Below are 14,311 nucleotides of genomic sequence, written 5' to 3'. Positions count from 1 at the left end.
CGCGGTGACACCGATATCGCCGAAGTGACGAACCTAGAGTGAGCCGTGTGGGATTGGGTTAGGCTGGACCCTAAACATAGGGAAGCGGCGACCTTGACCACGGATCATGCCGTTCAGATCGAAGGGGTTTCCAGTACGACGTTCACTGGTGAAGCTATCGCAGCCCTAGCCGAGCATTTGCCATCCACTCCAACCGTAGAGGAGTAATTACTATGGTGAAATCCAGCGTCCGGTTCGAGCGCGGCGATAGATATTGAGTCGCCGAGCGTGATAGCATCGGCCTCACCGGCACGACCGACTTTGGTCCCGTCGAGTTTCTGATCACCAGCGAAGCGTTGGCCGAAATGCTGAACCCAGCGCTAGAAGGAATTGACCCAGAAACTGCGGTCGAGGTCTTCATCGAGTTCGAAAGCGACATTCACCGCATCGCCCAGCGTGAATCTGTTAAACGCCTTGGTAGTGAGCCACCGATCCTGCTGACGACTTCAGATGTGGCGCTTTAGCGTCGAAGCACGTTTGCGATTCAACTAGTTCAATGGTCCGGAGCGGGGTACGCTCCGGACCCACTTCGTCTCCACGCCTATTTCAGTATAACCCGCCCTCTTCTCGCTCCTCCGCGCCTTCCTTTTGCGCTTCCTCAAGATCGTTTGGCTCTTGTTCGTCGGCGACTGGTTTATCCTCAAGGGTATCTTCTGGCCCGTTGTTGTCGTCCGGTAATTCGTTGACGTCGGCTTCAAAACCGGGCTCTTCGGCTTGCGGGGCGGTCACCATCGTTGCTCTCCTTCATACAACCAAACGATCCAAGAAACCGCTCGGTTGCGAACCGGCGGACGATATCTGACACCTGTCCACGAGCGCTCGCGTTACCGTCCCTGGTGAACTTAATCATGGTGTACCTTTAGAGGACCGATAGCCGAATGACCCACTTTCAGCCGTTCGGGCCGGCCTTCCCGTTTCCCAACTTCAGACACTCATTCATATTCGTGAGTCTTCGAAGGTTGACGGCGACGTCCCCCAATCGAAGTGCCCCTTGTTCATGCTGATCATCAACTGCCCTCAATCTTGTCGAAGCACGCTTTCGATCACACGCGCATTGCCGTCACGAAGGCCTGAAAGGCGGCAGTCGGTTGACGTCGGCTGGGATAGTAGAGGTGGTTCGGGGCCAGCGTGGGTGCCCAGCCGGCCAGCACTTCGACAAGCGTCCCGGTGGCCAAGTGCAGCGCGGCATGTGGCAGCGGCAGGCAAGTTACGCCCAGCCCTGCCACCGCGGCGTCGCGCATCACGTCGATATCGTTCGTGATGAAGTCACCGCGGACTGACCGTTCGACCGTCCGGCCATCCCGCTCGAATTCCCAGCGGTGGACGACGCCGGACGACGTGTACCGGTAACACAGGCACCGATGCGCGACGAGATCGTCGGGATCGACGGGAGCGGGATGATCGGCGAGGTAAGCCGGGGCGGCAACGAAGACGAGCGGCACTGGCGCGCTGATACGGACCGATATCATGTCGGCTTGCAGGGTTTGGGCATGCCGGATCCCGCAATCGAAGCGGTCCGCGACGATGTCGACGAACCCGTCGTCGACCACCAGTTCGACGGCGATGTCGGGATAGGCTCGCGCGAAGTCGGCCAGCCGCGGCAGGATGGCGTAGATCGCCGCGACCCGGTGCGCGCTGACCCGGATCTCGCCCCGCCGGCCGTTCGCGGGCATTGTCGAGGTCGGCCAGCGCGCCCGCGACCGAAGCGATCGCCGGCCTCAACCGCGCCAGCAGTTCCTCACCTGCGGGCGTCGGCGCCAGCGACCGAGTAGTACGGTCGAGCAGCCGGACGCCCAGTTTCGTCTCAAGCGACCGCATCGCATGGCTGAGCGCAGAGGCGGACAATCCAAGCCGCGTCGCTGCTCGCGCGAAGCTGCCAGCCTCGACGATCGTTTCGAACACCGCGAGACCGGACCAGAGATCACGATCCATTCCTGAACACCCTTCAGCAACCCATGCGCCGCAGACGATCTAATCCTCGGGCGGTCCGGCGTCCATCTGGAGGTATCACAACGCAGGATGCCACCATGACCCTCGACACCTATCGCCCGCTCGGCCGCTCCGGCCTTCTCGTCAGCCCGCTGGCGCTCGGCACGATGACCTTCGGTACGCCGCGATGGGGGCTGGACGAGCGCGGCAGCCGGGCGGTGTTCGATCGCTACACAGATCTCGGTGGAAATTTCGTCGACACCGCAGACGTTTATGCAGGCGGGCGATCGGAAGAGATGGTCGGCAGTTTCGTCGCCGCACAATCGTCGCGCGATCGGCTGGTGATCGCGACGAAATCGGGGTTTGCGACCGGTCGCGGCTATCATGCAGGCGGCAATGGCGCGCGCCACATTCTGGCGTCCGTCGAAGGATCGCTCCGCCGCCTCCGGACGGACTTCATCGACCTGTACTGGGTGCATGTCTGGGACGGCGTCACCCCCGCCGAGGAAGTGCTGCGGACGATGACCGCGCTCGTCGCAGCGGGCAAGATCCGCTACTGGGGCATATCCAATACCCCAGCCTGGTACGTCGCCGAACTCGCGACGCTGGCGCGGGTCCAGGGCGATCCGGCGCCGATCGGCCTGCAATATTTCTATTCGCTGGTCGAACGCGGGGTCGAAGCCGAGCATTTGCCGCTCGCGCGATCGGCGGGCATGGGTCTCGTGCCCTGGAGCCCCCTCGCCTATGGCCTGCTCACCGGAAAATACGACCGCGCGACCGTCGAGGCGGGTCCGAAGCGCGCGGGCGGCGTCCCCAACCAGGCCGGGCAGGACGACGCCGCGCGGCCCGGCGACGACAAGCGGCTCGATGGCGACAATCCATTCGGCGACACATTGTTCACAGAGCGCAACTGGCAGATTCTTGAAGTACTGAAGCGCGTCGCCGCGGAAATCGACGAGACGCCGGCACGCGTCGCGCTGTCCTGGGTGGTCGGGCAGCCCGGCGTCGCATCGACGCTGATGGGCGTGAGCCGGGCGGAGCAGGTAACCGACAACGTCGCCGCGCTCAGCCTCAACCTGTCGGCGGAGCACCGTGCTGCGCTCGATGCGGTGAGCGGTGGCAACCTGCCGTTTCTCTACGGCCTGTTCGCCCCTGCCGTGCGCAACCAGGTTGTCTTCGGCGGCGGAGACATTCGAAGCTGACGCGTCATTCTGGAGGCGCCCGCCCGAGACGAAATCTACGCGTGGTCGGCTCCAATCGACAAACTCCGCGTTTAAAGGTGTCCGGTCGGCAGCAAGTTCTTTGCTGACGCCGGCGTGGGGGTGTTCATGCGGATCGGAATCGTCGGGGCGGGAATGGCGGGCCTGTCCTGCGCGCAGGCGCTCCGCCGCCAGGGTCACGCGGTCGTCCTGTTCGACAAGGGCCGCGGTCCCGGTGGTCGCATGTCGACGCGGCGGATCGACACGCCGCTGGGTTAGGCTGCTTTCGGTCACGGCGCACAATATCTGACGGCACGCGACCCCGCGTTCGTCGCGCAGGTCGAGCATTGGGCGCAAGACCGCCGGGTTGCGCGTTGGTTGCCGGCCGGCGCGGACGCGTGGGTCGGGACGCCGGCGATGAACGCGCCGATCCGCGCGATGGCGAGTGACGGCGACGTCAGCTAGAACACAGCCATCGACACCCTGTATTATGCCGGGTCCCATGACGGCGAATGGCGGATCGGTTACGAACGGTTCGACGCGGCGATCGTCGCGGTGCCCGCCGAACAGGCCGCGCCCTTGGTTGCTGCCCACGATGTCGCGGTGGCCGATGCAGCACGCTCTGCGGTAACCGATCCGTGCTGGACCGTCATGGCAGCATTCGACGGTCCCGCACCGATTGATCGCGATCGGCTTACCTATTTCAGCATCATCGGATCCGCCTTCCGCAACTCGGCCAAGCAGCGCGGACCGGACCGGAGGCCTGGGTGCTCCAGGCCAGTGCCGAGTGGTCGCGCGTGCATCTCGAAGACGATCCGGACATGGTCCAACGTGCGCTTCTCGCTGCGTTTGCGGACCATGTCGGCGTCGGGTCACCTGCCGTCATCGCCACCAGCGTCCACCGCTGGCGGTATGCGAAGGTCGGCGCGTTAGACAGAGGTACAATCTGGAACTCGAACATCCAGCTTGGCGCCTGCGGCGACTGGCTCCTCGGACCGCGGATCGAAGCCGTTTGGCTTTCGGGGCAGCAACTCACAGCGTCAGAAGGATCGACAAATTGGACTGTCTCCGAACAGAATTTCTAATGCTGAGGCCCAAAGGCGAACGTCCTCGGCCGATCAAGGGCACCCGGAAGCGGTCATTTGTTCAGCAGTCGTGCGGCCGGTTTCAAATCTTACTTCGAACAGGTTTTAACGCCGTCCCCGCTGGATGGGTCAACGCTGTCGCCCTAACCCCGTAGCCGTCCAGTAAATGCCGCCTAGCAGGTGCTGTAGGTACCGCTCGTCCCGGTACATCTCGACATTGTGTCCGAGCAGGGTGACGAACACGCGCCCTTTCTCATACTGCTGGAACCACGCTTCTGGATGGTCCCCGCCCATCCGTTTGCCCACTTGGCCAGGCCAGATCCTGGTAGGATCGTAGCTCGCCTCGTCCACTTTCAGCACGGTATTGATCGTGACGCGATATGGGTTGCTCGTGACGTAGAATTCGTCGCTCCAAAGCCAGCGGTCCGGCAAGTCAAATGTCGCGGGAAATCCCTTGTCCGCAATGGTGACGACCGCAGTCTGGACCATCGGATGGTTGATGAAGGAGCGTCCGATTAACTTCTCGTACCAGGGCCAGGCATTGGGCGGGATGATCGCTGCTCGGTGCACCACCATGGCATTCCCGCCCGACCGCATATACTGCTCAAAACGGCTGCGCTGCGTCTGGCTCAACTGCTCCGCTGGTGTGTTAAGGAAGAGCACCGCTGCATACTGACGCAGGTCGCCGTCGAAGACGGCAGGGTCACTTGTCCAGGTGACCCCGAACGAGTGAAGCCTCGCCAAACGCTCGAGGTTTTCCCGGGCCACAGGGATATACTCATAATGATACTTGCTGGGTGTCGCAATCACGAGCAGCTTGAACTGATCCTCGGCCCAGCTTGTGGAAGGCATAACGACGCAAAATAGCGCGGCAATTACTGGAACAACGGCCTTCATTATGTACTCCTCCCAACAACTCATGCTTGTAGCGCGAGAACAGGCCAGCGCCAGCCAGACCTTTGTCGACGAGCGATGCTGGTATGCGCCTGCTCTACCGACAGCGGCCCAGCCGCTCGAAGTTGGCGGCGTTGGCATACCGCAGACGGCTCCGATCAGACAGTTTGGCGGAAAGGCGACCCACTTTCAGACATTCAGGCGCCCTTTTTCGCTTCCCAACTTCGGCCATTTGTTCACGTAGGCATATCTGCACCAACGGCATCGCGTGGGATCGGCGTCACACTATTCGACTGATTCCTCCAGCAGCGACGTGATCCGGCGCAGTTCCCCCGCAATGCGGGCACGACATGATCGATAAACGAGCGAACCGGCGTGCGCATGCCGCGGTCGGGATGAAAGACGAGATGCGCCGGCGCTGGCGGCGGTTCGAACGATGCCAGAACCTGTACGAGGCGACCAGCTGCTAGGTCGTCGGCCACTTGATACGCGCGCGTCCGCACGAGTCCGTACCCTCGTCGGGCGGCATCGATCGCGGCGCCCACGTCGTTGAGGCTAAGCCGCGTCGGAACGCGCACCGATCGCACTCGCGCACCCGTTTCTTTCGCGCCGAACCGCCAGAGTTCACCGTCCCCCTCTGCGTTCAGCCCGATACAGTCGTGACGTCCGAGGTCCTGCGGATCGCTCGGCGCGCTGACGCGCGCAAGATAGTCGGGCGAAGCGCAGACGAGTACTCGTACTTCTCCCAGCCGGATCGCCGTCAGCATCGAATCCGGCAGCGGTGCCAGCCGAACGGCCACGTCCACACCCTCGCCGATCATATCAACGAGTCGGTTGATCAGCAGCACGCGCGCCGACACCAACGGATGTGCGCGGAGGAAGGGTTCAAGGACGGGCATCAGCTTCAGCCGGCCGAAGAGTTCGGGTGCGGTCAGGACGATGCTACCGCGAAGCTGGCCGGCCGACCCCGAGGGCGCGATCGCGCCGAGCTGCGTCAGCACGTCGCGCCAGGTCGCCACGTGCCGTTCCCCGGCCGGCGTGAGGCTCAATCGGCGCGTCGATCGCAGCAACAGCGTTTCGCCGGCATTGTTTTCCAGCAGCGTCACGGCGCGCGTGAGGGTGGCGGGAGATCGACCATGATGCCGGGCCGCCGCTGCGAGCGATCCTTCGTCAACCGCCGTTACGAACAGCGCCATCGCCTCCAGCCGATCCATCGTTTCTCTTTCTGCAATCCAGCCAACCAGAATACGACTATTCTACCCAGTATTGGCAAGGCTTATCTCCCGGCTTCCGAGAAGGAAGACATCATGCACTCCGGATTATCCCTTTCATCGCGCCGCGGCGTTCTAACCGGCCTGGCAGCTGGATCCGCCACCTTAGCCATGCCGGGCATGGCTAAGGCGAGCCGCACGCAAACTCCGTTGAAGGACAAGGCAATGACAGCCGTTCGATACCGCACGCAACGCGTAGGTGAGGTAGATGTCTTCTACCGCGAGGTCGGGCCGGTTGACGCGCCCGTCCTCCTGCTGCTCCACGGCTTCCCGACGTCGAGCCACATGTTTCGCGATCTGCTCCCCGAACTGGCAAACAGCTACCGCGTTATCGCGCCCGACTTGCCCGGTTTCGGCCAGACGAAGGCGCCGCCGCGCGGCCACTTCGATTACACCTTCGATGCGCTCGCCGAGGTAATCGGTGGTTTTGTCGAGGCGCTCGGCCTGAACCGTTATGCGCTCTACATCTTCGACTATGGTGCGCCGGTCGGCCTGCGCTTGGCGATGCGCCACCCCGAGCGCGTATCCGCGATCGTGTCACAAAACGGCAACGCTTACGTCGAAGGCTTCAGTGACCAATGGGGTCCGTGGGAAGCCTATTGGCGTGAGCCGAGCGCCAAGAACCGCGACGCCTGCCGTCCCTCTCTTGCGCCTGACACGATCAAGAATTGGCAATATGGCACCGGCGCGGACCGGAGCCTCCTGTCGCCCGACGGCTATGAACTCGACATCGCCTATATGGCACGGCCCGGCGCCGAGGATATCCAGCTCGATCTGATCCTCGACTATCGCAGTAACGTCGGGCTCTACCCGGCCTTCCAAGCCTATTTCCGCGAGCACCGCCCGCCGCTGCTTGCCGTTTGGGGGCGCCACGATCCGGCGTTCGTACCTGCGGGTGCGATGGCCTATCGGCGGGATCTTCCCGATGCCGAGGTCCACCTGCTTGACGCTGGGCATTTTGCGCTGGAGACGCACCATGCCGAGATCGCCACGTTGATGCGCGACTTTCTCGGACGACGCATGTCCGCCTGAGGTTCGGGAATGGCAATGTGAGTCAATGATGGCGCTACTCCCGCATATGATCGATTAGCGCACGCAGCTTGGGCGGCTGACCGGCTACACTGGCACGGTACAGCAAGGTGTGAGCGCGGTGCCGATTGTCTGCTTGGATCAGCGCGGTCGGCAGCCTTCATCGAGACCGGATCCTCGTAGGACCGGCTCTGTCGATACCTACCACTTCGATCACGACCAGGATCTGGCGCACGCTCTTGTAGATAATGCGGAGCCTCGCCGGGGGCACTGCGTCGAACTCGGCGAACAACGGCATGAGCTTTTCGAGCCAAGCCTGCTCTCGGGCAGCGTCAGGCTGCGGGTTCCCGTGAACGAAGAGATTGATGTTGAAGGGGCGTGCCGTGCGGCAGCGCACTTCCTCGATCATTACGCGCGCCAGCTGCATCAGTAGCGCCTACTCCTATGGAACCGAGCCCCCTGCCCCCGAAACGGATGCTGCCAGCAAGGCCGTGGACACACCGGCCATTGGTGCCTGGACCAAAGGCAGCGCAAGCTTGAAACGATCTTCAAAAGACATCGGCGCAGCATCCACATTTGAACGATTGTCTGCTTATGAATGCCGCTGCGCGTCGTGTGAACGGTTACAATTCGGCGGGAACGTCCCCTACCCATGCACACCGTCAGACCTGCAAACGGACGTTGCTATCTCCGGCAGCTATCCCTTGCGCAGCCTCGCCGACGTCTCGAGCAACCAATGTCGGCTGCGGAATACCGTCAAGGACGAGGGGAGCGTTCACGCCTCGCGTGATCAAGACGCCCTTCCATCCAAATGACTGCGCGCCGATCGTGTCCCATGTATGTGCCGCGATCAGCCAAGTAGCGTCCGGCGAGGACTGCATCGTATTTTGTACCAGCTGATAGGTGGCCGGCGCCGGCTTGAACCGCTGCACGGTATCGACCGTAAAGCGCCGATCGAACATCGGTCCCAGACCCGCCTTGTCGAGCGCATCCGGCCCGGCACTCGCCGGCGAGTTGGTGAGCGTGACGATAGAGAACCCGGCGTCCTTCAGCACGGCCAGACCGGCAGCGACATCGTCGTGTACCGGCATATTGGTCATTAGCACGCCAAGCTGACGGACATGGTCGTCCGTTACCGGGATGCCGTGGACCTCGCCAAGCATGCGTAAGACGCCGCCGCCCATCTTTCCGAACGGAACGTAAGGCCCGGATAGCGACAGCGTCTGCGAATACAGGATCACTTGTGCGAACCACTCCCGCATCCGACCGGGGGTCGTGAAAATCTCGGTGAAAAGAGGCTCGAGAGCATTCAAATCGAGCAATGTCTCGTTGACGTCGAATACGATCAACGGTCGTGTACTCATGCGCACGTGTCCCCCGGAAGCATTTAGGCGTCATCGCAAAACCCAACGATCGCCGGCGGTGTTCTGACCCACGGCTCGCAAGCGACGCGCGAAAATGCAGCGATACCCTCCACGCTGTGCTTGCCCCGGTCGGAATTGATCACGTCATAGGCCATCGCAACGTTACCGCGAGCCGTGCAAGGCAAGACCGGCCGCCCGCATCGAACCGAGACGATCAGGCGAGGATACCGACAAGCTGTTCCACGAGAATGCAGAACGAAATGCCGCGCCATCTGACCAGATGCGCTGCGCGACGATCATCATTTCCTCAGGGGTCGGCGCCCTCCCCTCACCCATGCAATCGATCACGGCATCCACGAACAAGGGGCTGGTCGATCGCGACATGCTGAGACACCTCATTGCGGCTTGAGCACGATGTAGGTGCCGGACGCTTCACCGACATGGCGGTCGACCCGATACGCGCCAGACCGAATGCTGCACGAGCCGGACGGTACGAACGCTGTATCTCCCCAACCCGCATCGGCGTATGCTATCGCATCGTCATCACCCTTGCCGCGAGCACGGTGACGATAGAGAGCTGGAATCAGCTTCCGCCCGCAGTGCCGAGTGCCTGCCATGCCCGACGTTCAAGACTATGATCTCGCCTACAGCAAAAAGCGCGAACAAGCCGAGCGGCAGGCGTCAGCCTTGGCGAACGATAGATGCGCCAAAGCCGTCCATCGATCCTTGGCGCTGCTATATGGTGATCGTGTTATCTCCGCCCGGCGCGCGATCAATGAGAGCAGCTTGAGCTCATCGCGTTAGCCGTGAAGCGACGCTGAGTCCGAATATGGCCGTCGCAGCGGTGGACCAACCAGAACCGCAATAGGAGTGTTCCGATGCGTCCCACCATCACCGCGTTCGACTGGGTCCCCGATTTCGCGAAGGGGCAAGTCCGCGACGTCCGTGTCCGGTGGGCGCTCGAAGAGGTCGGTCAGCCTTATGACGTGATCTACCTGAGCCAGGGTGAGCAGAAACAGGCGCCACACCGGGGCCGTCAGCCTTTCGGCCAGGTCCCGACCTACGAGGAGGGCGACGTGCTGCTCTTCGAATCCGGCGCGATCGTCCATCATATCGCCAACACTCACGGCAGTACGCTGCTGCCCGCCGATCCCGCGGCACGAGCGCGCGCAGTCGAGTGGATGTTCGCTGCGCTCAACACGGTCGAGCCGCCGATCATGGATCATGCGATCGCCACGCTGTTCGAAGGCGGCGAGCCATGGTCGGCACCCCGCCTGCCCTCGGTCCTCGATCGGATCGACGAGCGGCTCGGCGAACTGTCGCGGCGGCTGGGCGACCGGACCTGGCTCGACGGCGACGTCTTCACGGCGGGCGATCTCCTGATGGTGTCGGTGATCCGGATCGTTGCCGGCGATGGTCTGCTGGACGGTCATCCCAATCTCATCGCCTATGTCGATCGCGGCACCGCGCGTCCCGCCTTCGTCAAATCGTTGGCCGACCAGATGGCCGGCTTCACCGGCAGCCCACCGCCCGAATTCGCGGCATGGCTCGCCGAGCAGGGAGAACAGGCATGACGTATATCGAAGGCTTCGTCGTCGCGGTGCCGACCGCCAATCGCCAAGCCTATCTTGAGCATACGACCAGCGCGGTGGAGTTTTTGAAAGAGTTCGGCGTAGCGCGCATGGTCGAGAATTGGGGCGACGACGTCCCCGCCGGTACGCTCAACGACTTCGCAGGGGCGGTGCAAGCGACCGCGGACGAGACCGTCGTCTTCAGCTGGTTCGAATATCCCGACAAGGCCGCCCGCGACGCCGCCAGTACCAGGATAATGACCGACCCGCAGATGGAGGGGATGGGCGCATCGATGCCCTTCGACGGCAGCCGGATGATCTATGCAGGGTTCCAGGCGGAGGTCGAGGAGGGCGCGGCCACGGGCACGGGGTATGTCGACGGCTTCATCCTGCCGGTCTCGCCCGCGGACACGAATGCGTATTTCACCATGGCGCGCACGGCGTCGGCGGTCTTTCGCGATCACGGCGCGATCCGCGTGGTCGAGACCTGGGGCGACGACGTCCCCGCCGGCGAGAAGACCGACTATGCCCGCGCCGCCCATGCCACCACGGACGAGGTCGTCGTCTATGCCTGGGTCGAATGGCCGGACAAGCTGACCCGCGACGCCGGCATCCTGAAAGTCACGGCGGACGCGCGGATGCAGACGCCGCCCGCTGACCTGCCGTTCGACGGCAAGCGTGTGATCTATGGCGGCTTCACCACCATCCTGGATGCATGAGGAGACGGCCGATGCAAAATCCCGACGGCACCCCGATCTGGTTCGAACTCAACACCACCGATGAGGCCAAAGCGCGGCACTTCTACGCTGCCACGATCGGCTGGACGATCGCGCGCTCGCCCATGCCCGAGCATGGCGCCTACCTGATCGCCAGCGCCCCCGATGGCGCGGCGATCGCAGGCATCGCGACACCGCCGCCGAACGCGCCGTCGCTTCCCGACTGGTCGATCTATTTCGAGACGAGCGACGTCGACGCGACCGCGGCGCAGGTCAGGGAACTGGGCGGCTCGATCCAGGTCGAACCGACAGACATTCCCGGAGGCGGCCGTTTTGCGATTGCGATGGACCCGCAGCATGTCAGCTTCGTGCTGATGACGGGCGCGAGTCCCGACCCGTCGTTCGCGTTCGTGCAGGGCCCGCACCACGGCCACGGGGTGTGGATCGAACTCGCCACTCCCGACCCCGACGGCGCACTTGCCTTCTACGGCGCGCTGTTCGGCTGGACCCGGGGAGGCGCGATGCCGATGGGACCGATGGGCGATTATGTCTTCCTCGGCAGCGGCGAGGCCCGCCCCGGCGCGGTCATGTCGAGCGCAACAACCGGGGCACCCGCGCGCTGGAACTGGTACGCCTACGTGCCCGATATCGACGCCGCGATCGCTACCGCAACGGGACTTGGCGGCATTCTCCTGCAGGGCCCAGACCAGACTCCCGGCGGCGGCTATTCTGCCAATCTTGGCGACCCCGCCGGCGCTCAAATCGGCATCGTCGGCGAGCGGATCGGCGAGGCGGCATGATCAAGATCGCGCCCTGCGTCTGGTATGACGGTACCGCTGAGGACGCGGCGACGTTCTACGCCGCGACCTTTCCGGACAGTCGTGTCGATGCGATCCACCACGCGCCGGGCGATTACCCGAACGGCCAACTTGGTGACGTTCTCACCGTCGAGTTCACGGTGTGCGGCATGGCGTTCCTCGGTCTCAACGGCGGCCCTCAGTTCCCGCAGACCCAGGCCGTGTCGTTCCTGGTTTATACCGACGACCAGGCGGAGACCGACCGTTACTGGAATGCGATTGTCGGCAATGGGGGCGCAGAGAGCGCATGCGGCTGGTGCAAGGATCGCTGGGGCGTGAACTGGCAGATCACGCCGCGCGTCCTGATCGAAGCGATCAGCGGTACCGATACCGTGATAGCTGCGCGCGCGTTCAAGGCCATGATGACGATGCACAAGATCGACATCGCCGCGATCGAGGCTGCCGTTGCAGAAGGCACTGCGTAGCTCGTGCACGGAATCGGCGCCAACGACACCGACCCCCACGCCCTGCCGAAGCAGCTTCCCGGAAGATTTTCGTGAGGACCTACCGCCAGTATTGGGGTTGAGTTCGATCCCTACGCAGTAACCGTCATGGCCAAGGTTTTCATCACGACGCTGGCAGCAATCGTCGAACGGCCCGACCTTGGCCAGATCATCATCGAACTCACCAAGGGCGATCAGCCGATCGGCACGACGCTCGATCGTCTGGCCGGGTGCTGATCCCCCGCCCCTAGCCCCAGAAGGTCTTGCGATCGAGGAAGTCGTCATACGCCTCGGCCGCGGCGTCGATGATCTTCGATTTCTTGCGATGCGCCAGCAGGCTCTTCGCACCCGGATCGTCGCGCAGGCCTAGCCGGTCCAGAACCGTCGGCGCCGTCGCCATATCGTTCAGCGCGCCGAGCTGATCCTGGAGCTTTTCCAATGACTCCACGAACTTTCCGTAGCGACGCGAGCGCTTCCTCTTTGGGAAAAGGGACCCGAGAAACTCCGTGCCATAGCGGAGCCGCTTGGCGGTCTTTCGGACTTCATGCCGCTCCTCGTCCGCCAGTGACTGAAGCGACCGACCACGTTTGCTGAGGCGACGACGTAGCGCGCGCAGCGTCTCCGCCGCGAAGTGCCGCGCCGACGCATCCCGCGCATCGCGCGTCGATTGCGCGGTGCGCCATGCACCACATGCCAACCACTCCGTCAGATCGAGCATCAGCGCACGAACCCGGTCCGATCCCAGCGCCTTGTCGACTTCGACATAGGCAGCGTCGCGGGCTTGATTGAGCCCCTCGAACAGCAAGCCACCGGGCTTCGCCTTCGCCAGCAACACGTCCAGGTCGCGCGCTTCGCCCAGTACGGAGCCGAGCCAGCGCAGCTCGCTTTGGAAGTGCGGTATCTCGTCGCCATCGAGCAGTGGCTTGAAGATCGAAAAGGCGGACCGCAGCCGACGCAACGACACGCGCGCCTGATGCAGCGCTTCCGCGTCGGCCTGCGTAAGCAGGATAGCCTCGTTCAGGCGATATTGACGTATGCACGAGCCGGCGACTGACTCGAAAGCGTCCGCTGCGGATGCGGTCCGCGTCAGCGCGACCCGCTCCGCCTTGAACGCCCTGGATGCGGGACGAAGCAGGTCATAGCCGCGCTCGGACTTGGTGACGACGCCCAGACGGACCGGAAATTGAGCCGCCAGCGCTTTGGCAAGCGTGAACAATGCGGCAGGCTGTCCCTGCTTCAACTCCAGCTCGAGTTCGCAGACCGGCGACTGGCGGTCACCCGCCGCAACGTGACCGCGGTCCAACACCAGCTCGATCGACGCCTCGCCGCTGTCGATCATCCATGTCAGGCGCTCGACCGCGACGGTGAAGATCGGAGCGATGGTGCCGGCCTCGTCGCCGAGCAGTGCCGGGATAGGCGTCCGGTCGTCGACGACCGGCGTCGCATCGGCCACCCCCTTTTCCCATTCGGATCGCGCGAAGAGACCCGCCGCCTTCGCATCCGCGACCTTGATCGTCTGCGTCCGCGTGTCGCCGGACTGCCGGATCTCGCAACGAGACACCCCCTCGGGAGAGCGCGAGATCGGGCGTGTCGAAGTACACCGCCTGCATCTGCCGTGTGCTCGTCGGACCGCCGACCAGATCGGACCTGACAAAGGCATCGGCCGTGGCGATGTCCAATACCAGCTTCAGCTCGACTTCCTTCGACACTGGATACCTTCCCGCAAAACCGCGACGCCTCGTACTTATAGCAACCTGTGATAAGTTCTCTGGTTCCCGGAGAGCCACCCGCTCAACCTCTCCGCGCAAACTTGACGCGGCGCGCGACGAAAACCACTCACGGTTAAACCCAAACCTCGGATGTCACAGTAGCTGACCGCGGTCTTCGCGGTCTGACCCACAAGCGGACGCTCAG

At 63.3% G+C, this 14,311-nt stretch carries 18 protein-coding genes and 1 pseudogene; 10 read left to right on the top strand and 9 right to left on the bottom strand.

Annotated elements, in window-relative coordinates; translation table 11 throughout:
- Nucleotides 1-335: 335 nt before the first annotated feature.
- Entirely contained in the window at nucleotides 336-503 is a 168-nt protein-coding gene (locus tag QP181_RS03870; RefSeq protein ID WP_333927663.1) for a hypothetical protein, read from the top strand.
- An 82-nt stretch (nucleotides 504-585) separates the two neighbouring features.
- On the opposite strand, the gene QP181_RS03865 is transcribed toward QP181_RS03870, so the two are convergent.
- The 3 genes and pseudogenes from QP181_RS03865 to QP181_RS19885 form a co-directional block, all read right to left on the bottom strand.
- A complete protein-coding gene (locus QP181_RS03865) occupies nucleotides 586-771 on the bottom strand; it encodes a hypothetical protein (protein WP_333927662.1) in 186 nt (61 codons plus the stop codon).
- Nucleotides 772-1,082: 311 nt separating this feature from the next.
- The gene (locus QP181_RS03860) at nucleotides 1,083-1,712 is read right to left on the bottom strand and encodes a LysR substrate-binding domain-containing protein (RefSeq protein ID WP_333927661.1); all 630 of its coding nucleotides are present in this window, start codon (nucleotides 1,710-1,712) and stop codon (nucleotides 1,083-1,085) included.
- A gap of 76 nt (nucleotides 1,713-1,788) precedes the next feature.
- Nucleotides 1,789-1,971: pseudogene (locus tag QP181_RS19885) on the bottom strand (helix-turn-helix domain-containing protein); the annotation flags it as partial.
- Nucleotides 1,972-2,066: 95 nt separating this feature from the next.
- Between QP181_RS19885 and QP181_RS03855 the strand changes: the two are divergent.
- Together QP181_RS03855 and QP181_RS03850 are read left to right on the top strand one after the other, a co-directional pair.
- Nucleotides 2,067-3,170, top strand: coding sequence for an aldo/keto reductase (locus tag QP181_RS03855; RefSeq protein WP_333927660.1), 1,104 nt, complete (start codon nucleotides 2,067-2,069; stop codon nucleotides 3,168-3,170).
- Nucleotides 3,171-3,296: 126 nt separating this feature from the next.
- The gene (locus QP181_RS03850) at nucleotides 3,297-3,446 is read left to right on the top strand and encodes an FAD-dependent oxidoreductase (protein WP_333927659.1); all 150 of its coding nucleotides are present in this window, start codon (nucleotides 3,297-3,299) and stop codon (nucleotides 3,444-3,446) included.
- A gap of 245 nt (nucleotides 3,447-3,691) precedes the next feature.
- Here QP181_RS03850 and QP181_RS03845 read toward each other — a convergent pair whose 3' ends face one another.
- Nucleotides 3,692-3,820: a hypothetical protein gene (locus QP181_RS03845; protein ID WP_333927658.1), complete on the bottom strand. Its 129-nt coding sequence runs from the start codon at nucleotides 3,818-3,820 to the stop codon at nucleotides 3,692-3,694.
- A gap of 114 nt (nucleotides 3,821-3,934) precedes the next feature.
- On the opposite strand from QP181_RS03845, the gene QP181_RS03840 reads away from it, so the two are divergent.
- On the top strand, nucleotides 3,935-4,252 hold the full coding sequence (locus tag QP181_RS03840) for an NAD(P)/FAD-dependent oxidoreductase (RefSeq protein WP_333927657.1): 318 nt from the start codon (nucleotides 3,935-3,937) through the stop codon (nucleotides 4,250-4,252).
- Nucleotides 4,253-4,381: 129 nt separating this feature from the next.
- On the opposite strand, the gene QP181_RS03835 is transcribed toward QP181_RS03840, so the two are convergent.
- Nucleotides 4,382-5,149: a ThuA domain-containing protein gene (locus QP181_RS03835; protein WP_333927655.1), complete on the bottom strand. Its 768-nt coding sequence runs from the start codon at nucleotides 5,147-5,149 to the stop codon at nucleotides 4,382-4,384.
- Nucleotides 5,150-5,382: 233 nt separating this feature from the next.
- Entirely contained in the window at nucleotides 5,383-6,342 is a 960-nt protein-coding gene (locus QP181_RS03830) for a LysR family transcriptional regulator (protein WP_333927654.1), read from the bottom strand.
- On the opposite strand from QP181_RS03830, the gene QP181_RS03825 reads away from it, so the two are divergent.
- On the top strand, nucleotides 6,283-7,449 hold the full coding sequence (locus QP181_RS03825; protein WP_333927653.1) for an alpha/beta fold hydrolase: 1,167 nt from the start codon (nucleotides 6,283-6,285) through the stop codon (nucleotides 7,447-7,449). The two genes, QP181_RS03830 and QP181_RS03825, sit on opposite strands and share 60 nt — an antisense overlap.
- Nucleotides 7,450-7,606: 157 nt before the next feature.
- Here the strand turns inward: QP181_RS03825 and QP181_RS03820 are convergent, their stop codons facing one another.
- Together QP181_RS03820 and QP181_RS03815 are read right to left on the bottom strand one after the other, a co-directional pair.
- Complete coding sequence (locus QP181_RS03820; RefSeq protein ID WP_333927652.1) at nucleotides 7,607-7,873, bottom strand: hypothetical protein; 267 nt, start codon at nucleotides 7,871-7,873, stop codon at nucleotides 7,607-7,609.
- Between the two features lie 235 nt (nucleotides 7,874-8,108).
- Nucleotides 8,109-8,795, bottom strand: coding sequence for a haloacid dehalogenase type II (locus QP181_RS03815; protein ID WP_333927651.1), 687 nt, complete (start codon nucleotides 8,793-8,795; stop codon nucleotides 8,109-8,111).
- An 893-nt stretch (nucleotides 8,796-9,688) separates the two neighbouring features.
- Between QP181_RS03815 and QP181_RS03810 the strand changes: the two genes are divergently transcribed.
- The 5 genes from QP181_RS03810 to QP181_RS03790 all read left to right on the top strand — a co-directional run bounded on the left by QP181_RS03810 (nucleotide 9,689) and on the right by QP181_RS03790 (nucleotide 12,634).
- Nucleotides 9,689-10,384 (top strand): glutathione S-transferase family protein, encoded by a 696-nt coding sequence (locus tag QP181_RS03810; RefSeq protein WP_333927650.1) that lies wholly within the window; start codon nucleotides 9,689-9,691, stop codon nucleotides 10,382-10,384.
- On the top strand, nucleotides 10,381-11,100 hold the full coding sequence (locus tag QP181_RS03805) for a DUF1428 domain-containing protein (RefSeq protein ID WP_333927649.1): 720 nt from the start codon (nucleotides 10,381-10,383) through the stop codon (nucleotides 11,098-11,100). Before QP181_RS03810 ends, QP181_RS03805 begins: the two co-directional genes overlap by 4 nt.
- An 11-nt stretch (nucleotides 11,101-11,111) precedes the next feature.
- On the top strand, nucleotides 11,112-11,897 hold the full coding sequence (locus QP181_RS03800; protein ID WP_333927648.1) for a VOC family protein: 786 nt from the start codon (nucleotides 11,112-11,114) through the stop codon (nucleotides 11,895-11,897).
- Complete coding sequence (locus tag QP181_RS03795) at nucleotides 11,894-12,379, top strand: VOC family protein (protein ID WP_333927647.1); 486 nt, start codon at nucleotides 11,894-11,896, stop codon at nucleotides 12,377-12,379. Before QP181_RS03800 ends, QP181_RS03795 begins: the two co-directional genes overlap by 4 nt.
- Nucleotides 12,380-12,505: 126 nt before the next feature.
- Nucleotides 12,506-12,634: a hypothetical protein gene (locus QP181_RS03790; RefSeq protein WP_333927646.1), complete on the top strand. Its 129-nt coding sequence runs from the start codon at nucleotides 12,506-12,508 to the stop codon at nucleotides 12,632-12,634.
- Between the two features lie 10 nt (nucleotides 12,635-12,644).
- Here QP181_RS03790 and QP181_RS03785 read toward each other — a convergent pair whose 3' ends face one another.
- A complete protein-coding gene (locus QP181_RS03785) occupies nucleotides 12,645-13,958 on the bottom strand; it encodes a CYTH and CHAD domain-containing protein (RefSeq protein WP_333927645.1) in 1,314 nt (437 codons plus the stop codon).
- Between the last annotated feature and the right edge of the window lie 353 nt (nucleotides 13,959-14,311).

This window comes from Sphingomonas sp. LR55, assembly GCF_036856015.1.
Lineage (GTDB): Bacteria > Pseudomonadota > Alphaproteobacteria > Sphingomonadales > Sphingomonadaceae > Sphingomonas.
This window is presented reverse-complemented; position numbering and strand designations above follow the sequence as displayed.